The sequence below is a fragment of the Synechococcus sp. R55.2 genome (genome assembly GCF_047462075.1).
Lineage (GTDB): Bacteria > Cyanobacteriota > Cyanobacteriia > Thermostichales > Thermostichaceae > Thermostichus.
In genome coordinates this window covers 1-7,095 of record NZ_JANSIH010000145.1, presented here as the reverse complement: position 1 = coordinate 7,095, position 7,095 = coordinate 1, and the positions used below count along the sequence as shown (strand labels likewise).

2 protein-coding genes are annotated in these 7,095 nt (G+C 64.4%); both read left to right on the top strand.

The features are described 5' to 3' along the window. The coding region (locus NW838_RS05350) for a DNA-directed RNA polymerase subunit beta (protein WP_414427641.1) at nucleotides 1-2,259 on the top strand (2,259 nt) is incomplete at its 5' end. A 12-nt stretch (nucleotides 2,260-2,271) separates the two neighbouring features. Then, entirely contained in the window at nucleotides 2,272-6,978 is a 4,707-nt protein-coding gene (rpoC, locus tag NW838_RS05345; RefSeq protein WP_414427640.1) for a DNA-directed RNA polymerase subunit beta', read from the top strand. Nucleotides 6,979-7,095: the final 117 nt, after the last annotated feature.

Genomic DNA, 7,095 nt, shown 5'->3' with positions numbered 1-7,095 from the left:
CTGCGCACGCCCTACAGAAAGGTGGTGAACGGCAAGGCGACGGACGAGGTGCTCTACCTGCCCGCCGACGAGGATGAGAGCGCGTACATCGCGCCTGCCGACACCCCGCTCGGCGAAGACGGCGCGCTGCCCGAAACGGTGCAGGTGCGCTGGCGCGACGAGTACCCCATCGTGCCGCGCGAGCAGGTGCAATACATGGATGTCGACCCCGCGCAGGTGTTCTCTACCTCGGCAACGATGATTGCGTTTTTGGAACACGACGACGCGGGACGCGCGCTGATGGGCTCCAACATGCAGCGTCAGGGCGTGCCACTCATCAACCCTGAAGCGCCGCTGGTGCATACGGGAATCGAACGATACGCCGCTAAATACGCACAGAGCCTGATCACCGCGCGCGCTGATGGGCGAGTCAAGTATGTCTCGGCAACCGAAATCCGCATCCAACGCGAGGATAACGGGCAACTGGACATCTACAAACTGCCGCACCTGGTGCAATCGAACAAGGGCACCTGCTTCAGCTTCCTGCCGAAGGTGTCGCTGGGGCAGCGCGTGCGTAAAGGCGATGTGATTGCCGACGGCGCGTCCACCGAGAACGGCGAACTCGCGCTGGGACGCAATATCTTGGTCGCGTTCCTGCCCGCAGGCGGCTACAACTACGAGGACGCCGTGTTCGTCTCGCAGCGACTGCTGTACGACGACACCTACACCAGCATCCACCTCGAAAGCCACCAGACCGACGCTACCGAGACCAAGCTGGGTCCCGAAGAGATTACCAGCGACATCCCGAATGTGGGCGAGGAGGCGCGACGCGACCTCGACGAGAACGGCATCATCCGTCTTGGCGCGGAGGTCAAACACGAAGACCTACTGGTCGGCAAAATCCAACCCAAAGGGCAGACCGAAGCGTCCACCGAGCAGAAGCTGGTGCGCATCATCTTCGGCGGCAAAGCGGAAGAGATGCGCGATGTGTCGCTGCGCCTGCCGCACGGCGAGCGTGGCTATGTGGTGCGCGTGACGCAGTTCGCACGCTTCAAGTACGAGTGCCAAAGCTGCAAGAGCCTGTTCTACCGCTCCAAGCCGATGGAGACCAAATCCTGCCCGCGTTGCAACGGCACGCTGACGCAACTGGAAGAGGACGAACTGCCGCCCAGCGTGAACCATCGCGTGCGCGTCACGGTTGCCACACGCCGACCGCTGACCGAAGGCGACAAGATGGCGGGACGGCACGGCAACAAGGGCGTCATCTCCAAAATCCAGCCCGTCGAGGACATGCCCTTCCTAATGGACGGCACGCCCATCGACATCGTGCTGAACCCGCTCGGCGTGCCCTCGCGCATGAACATCGGGCAGATTCTGGAGTTCCACTTGGGGCTGGTCGCTAAGCAGCTGGGCATACGGTTCCGCACGCCCGTGTTCCAAAGCTCGACGCCCGAAGAGATCAAGCAAGAGATGCACCACCTTGCCGACCGCCTGCGCCGCAACGCGCTGCGCATCCTACTTGACCATGAATTGAACCTGCGCGATGAGGCGGGCAACCCGATTGAGTGGGGCTATCGCGCGACCTTCGCAGACGCGCTGGATGCAGTGCGCCGTGCGATCGAGTTGGCGTCGGACGAAGCGCGCGCGCAACTGGCGCGACGGCTCGCGCTCGCCGACAAGAAGACGCCCGACGCCGCAACGCTCACTGACGCCATCCGCCAGCGCGCCATCGACCGCGCGGGCTTCGACCCCGAAACGGGCAAGGTCATCCTGCGCGATGGACGCACAGGCGAACCGTTCGGCAACCCCGTCGCCGTCGGCTACCTGTATATCCTCAAGCTGGAACACCTGGCGGAGGAGAAAATCCACGCCCGCTCGATTGGACCCTACTCGCTGGTCACGCAGCAGCCGCTGGGCGGCAAGGCGCAGTTCGGCGGGCAGCGACTGGGCGAGATGGAGGTCTGGGCGCTGGAAGCCTACGGCGCAGCGCACACCCTGCAGGAGATGCTGACCATCAAATCGGACGATGTGAACGGGCGCATCCACACCTTCGAAGCCATCATCAAAGGCGCGCCCGTGATTCAGCCCTCCGTGCCCGAATCGTTCAAGATTCTGGTCAACGAGCTGCGCGCGCTCGGTCTCAAGGTGCAAATCGTCGATGAGAACGATGTCGCGCACGACCTGCGCAGCCTCGAAGACCTCGACATGCTCGACGAACCGAAGCCCAAACCCGTGCTGGGCGACCTGCAGCCCAGCGCCGCAACGGACAGCACGCTGTGAGGTGAAGATTCTATGGCGGACATCTCGCGTATCAAGGCGCTCAAAATCGGTCTCGCCTCGCCCGACGATATTCGGGCGTGGTCGTATGGCGAAGTCAAAAAGCCCGAAACCATCAACTATCGCACCTTCAAGCCCGAACGCGACGGGCTGTTTTGTGAACGCATCTTCGGTCCCACGCGCGACTGGGAATGCTCCTGCGGACGCTACAAGCGCGTCAAAAACAAGGGCATCCGCTGCGAGCGGTGCGGCGTGGAGGTCACGCGCGCGCGCGTGCGACGCGAACGAATGGGACACATCGAACTCGCCGCGCCCGTGTGCCACCTGTGGTACCTCAAAGGGCAGCCGCCCAGCCCGCTCGGACTGCTGCTCGACATCTCGCCGCGCCAACTCGAAAAAGTTATCTACTTCACCAACTACATGGTCATCGACATCGACCGCGCGGGCATCGAGCAGAACCTCGGCGACCTGCAGCGGATGGTCGACGAAGCCAAGCGCAACTTCGACGACGAGATCGAGCGCGTGTTTCTGGAGCTGGACGCGCGGCTGGAACGCGAGCTGAAAGAGGGAGCCGACACGCTCACCGAACAGCAAATCGCGGAGCGCGTGCGGATGTACGAAAGCCGCAAAGAGAGCGAACGGCGCGAGCGCGCCCGCCTGCTGGAGGAGATGGAGAAAGCCATCGAACGGCTCGCCAAACTGCAGCGCTACGAACTGCTGGACGAGAGCAGCTGGCAGGCGATTGAGCATCTATTGATTACGGGTGCGCGCAGGCTGCAGCGCGACCTGCGCCCGCTGGTGCGCGTCGGGCAGGGCGCGGAAGCGATCCGCGAGCTGCTTCGGGAGATTGACCTCGAAAAGCTCGATCGCGAGCTGCGCGAGGAAATCAGCAAGACGCAGGGCACGCGCCGCGCCCGCGCCATCAAACGCCTGGAAATCGTCGAGGCGTTCAAAAACAGCAAGACGCGCCCCGAATGGATGATTCTGGACGCTGTGCCCGTGCTGCCGCCCGAACTGCGCCCGATGGTGCAACTCGACGGCGGGCGGTTCGCCACCAGCGACCTCAACGACCTGTATCGGCGCATCGTGAACCGCAACAACCGCCTGCGCAAAATCATGGAAATCCGCGCGCCCAAGAGCATCCTTAACTCCGAGAAGCGACTGCTCCAAGAGGCGGTGGACGCGCTCATCGACAACAGCAAGCGCTCCAAGCCCGTCACAGGCACAGGCGGACGCCCGCTCAAGTCGCTCTCCGATATGCTCAAGGGCAAGGAGGGACGCTTCCGCAAGAACCTGCTCGGCAAGCGCGTGGACTATTCGGGACGCTCGGTGATCGTGGTCGGACCGACGCTGCAACTGCACCAGTGCGGGCTGCCCAAAGAGATGGCGCTGGAGCTGTTCAAGCCGTTCGTGATGCAACGGCTGATCCGCGACCAACTCGCCAACAATGTCAAAAACGCCAAGAACGCCATCGACCGTCAGCTGCCCGAAGTGTGGAAGGCGCTGGAGTCGGTCATCAAGGAGCATCCCGTGCTGCTGAACCGCGCGCCGACGCTGCACCGCTTGGGCATTCAGGCGTTCGAGCCTGTGCTGGTGGAGGGCAAGGCGATTCAGCTCCACCCGCTGGTGTGCCACGCCTACAACGCCGACTTCGACGGCGACCAGATGGCGGTGCATGTGCCGCTGTCGTTCCCCGCGCAGGCAGAGGCGCGCACGCTGATGCTCTCCACGCACAACCTGTTCAAGCCCGCCGACGGCTCGCCTGTAGTCTCACCCCTGCAGGACATCGTGCTGGGCGCGTACTACCTGACGATGAACGACCCGCAGCGCCAAACAGAAATTCGCTACCGCTTTGCGAACCCCGAAGAGGCGCGGCTGGCGTTCGAACGCGGCGACGCGCGCCTGCACGAACCCGTCGAGGTGCGCCTCGTGCGTCCCAACGCGGAAGAACCCGAATTCGTGCAGACCACCATCGGGCGACTGATGTTCCACGAAATCATGCCCGACGCGCTGCGCTATCACCCTGACTGGCTGAATGTGGTCTACAACAAGAAGATGCTCTCGGCAGTAATTCGCGCGGTGTACCAGACCTGCGGGCACGCGCGTACCGTGCGCTTCTTGGATGACCTGAAGGCGCTGGGCTTTGAATGGGGGCTGCGCGGCGGGATTACCTTTGCGCTGACCGATATGGCGATTCCTGCGCAGCGCGACGCCATTCTGCAGGAGGCGGCGGAGAAGGCGCGCAGAATCGACGAACTCTACGACCGCGGCGAGCTGACCCAAGACGAGAAGCGCCAGCGCAAAATCCAGCTCTGGCAGCGCGTGTACGACGAGGTGTCCAAAGTGATGCTGCAAGAACTGCGCGACGATAACCCGCTGTTTATCATCACCGATTCGGGCGCGCGCGGCTCCACCAAGCAGTTGGCGCAGCTGGTGGGCATGCGCGGCTTGATGATGGGCGGGTTCGACTTCCGTTCGGGCGGCGAGCGACTGGTCGAGGAGTTGCCCGTGCAGCACAACTTCCAAGAGGGGCTGACCACGCTGGAATACTTCGTGTCGGGCTACGGCGCACGGCGCGGGCTGGCAAGCACCGCGCTGCTGACCGCCAACGCGGGCTACCTCACCCGCCGCATGTGCGATGTGGCGCAGGATGTGGTCATCCGCGAACACGACTGCGGCACGCCTGAAGGCATCGTCGTCAGCGGCATCGAGCGCGAGGGCGACCTCATCGAGCCGCTGTTCCAGCGCATTCGCGGGCGCACCGCCCGACGCGACCTGCGCCACCCCATCACGGGCGAACCCCTCGTCGCCGAGAACGAAATCATCCCCGAAGCCATCGCCGCCGACATCGACGCCTTAGCGCAGGCGACCGAACGGTTCACCCAGACGCTGCGCGAACTGTCGGGCAAAGACGAGGGCGAACTGTTTACACCGACTGACGACCAGCCGCTGCGCGACCCCATCACGGGCGAAACGCTGCTGGAACCGTATGATACGCTCACGCAGGAGACGCTGGATCGCCTGCACGCGCGACGCGATGCTATCCGCGACCTGTGGCTCCAAGCAGGCTACGAGTGGGTCGAGCATGACCGCGTCGGCGTGCCCATCCGCTCGCCGCTCACCTGCAACACGCGCCAAGGCGTGTGCGCCAAGTGCTACGGGCTGGATATGGGCACGCTGCGCCCTGTGGAGCTGGGCACGGCGGTCGGCATCATCGCCGCCGAGTCCATCGGCGAACCTGGCACGCAGCTGACGATGCGCGTGTTCCACACGGGCGGCGTGGCAGGCGCAGGGCAGCAAATCGCAGGCTTCAAGGTCGGCGCGGGACGCGCCCTGACAGCTACCGAACTGGAAGAGCGCGGCGCTGCCCAAGAAGCCCTCGACCTCAGCAAAGACCAAAAGATGGTGCTGCTCAAAGTCGCCGCGAACCAGTTGGGCAAGCCCGTGCCTGTGCTTGCGACCGAAGAACCCAGCGAGGGCGAAGAGAAGCTCGAAAAGCGCACCCGCGACTCGTTGCGCCGACTCGCCAAACTGCAAGAGCCGCCCAACTCGGGCATCAACCGCGTCGAGGAGCTGTTCGAGGCGCGTAAGCCCAAAGGCGAAGCCATCACCGTCGACTACGAAGGCGAGGTGGTGGACATTATCCGCTCCGTCGGGCGCTGGGTGGTCATCAAAGCCACGCTGCCCGTCGGCGACCTGCTCGTCGGCAAGATGAGCCTGCAGACCATCGAAGACCCCAAATCGGGCGCGGTCATTCTCGAAGAGATGGAAGAGATTCGCACCGCGCACCTGACGCGCCTTCTGGAGGCAGGCGTCCAAGCGGTCACGGTGCTGGACGCGGTGCTGGTGCCCCCGCAAGGCTCGCTGGAGGTGGTCAAGGGCGACACGGTGCTGGCAGGCGACCGCTTGACGCCTGGACCGCTGAACCCGCACGAGCTGCTGCGCCTGCGCGGGGTGCGCGGCGTGCAGGAGTACCTCATCCGCGAGATTCAGGCGGTCTACAAGGCGCAAGGCGTCGACATCGACGACAAGCACTTGGAGGTCATCATCCGCCAGATGCTGCGCAAGCGGCGCGTGATCGACCCTGGCGACACCTACTTCCTGCCTGGACAGACGGTAGACCGCTTTGTGTTCGAGGATGCCAATCGCAAGGTCATCGCCGAGGGCGGACGACCCGCAACTGCCGAGTGGGTGCTGCTGGGCGTCTCGGAGGCGGCGCAGCAGACCGAGTCGTTCCTGTCGGCGGCGTCGTTCCAGCGCACGGTCAAAGCGCTCACGGAAGCGGCGGTGCGCGGCAAGGTGGACGAACTGGTCGGCTTGAAGGAGAATGTGATTATCGGGCGGCTGATTCCTGCGGGTACGGGCTATGTGAAGCCGCGCTTTGAGCCGAAGTTCGAGTGGGGCGCACGCGCCGAAGAGGCGGCAGCCGTCGTTGAAACGCGCGAGCCAACGCTGGGCACGCTCTTCGAAGAGGAGCTGGCAGCGGATGACGGCGGCGAGGCGCAGGCAGCCGTTGCGGACGCGCCCAACACGGAAATCACCCTGCACCTTGCCGAATCCTCGCCCGACGCGCCTGCCCTCGAAATTACCCTGCGTCCCGCCGCAGGCGAGGCGGACGCGCCCGCTACAGAGGCGGCGACGGACGGCGCCGAGACGCAGGCAGAAGCCGACGGTGGCAGCGCGTCCAAACCTAAACGCGAGCGCAAGCAACGGGGCTTGTAAGGGTACATTCCTTGGGTTCGCTATGGACAGGGAGCGCGCGCTTTTCCGCCCTCACCCCCAGCCCCGCTCCCACGATGGGGGAGAGGGGTGAGCCGAGCGCGGACATGTTTGGAGTGC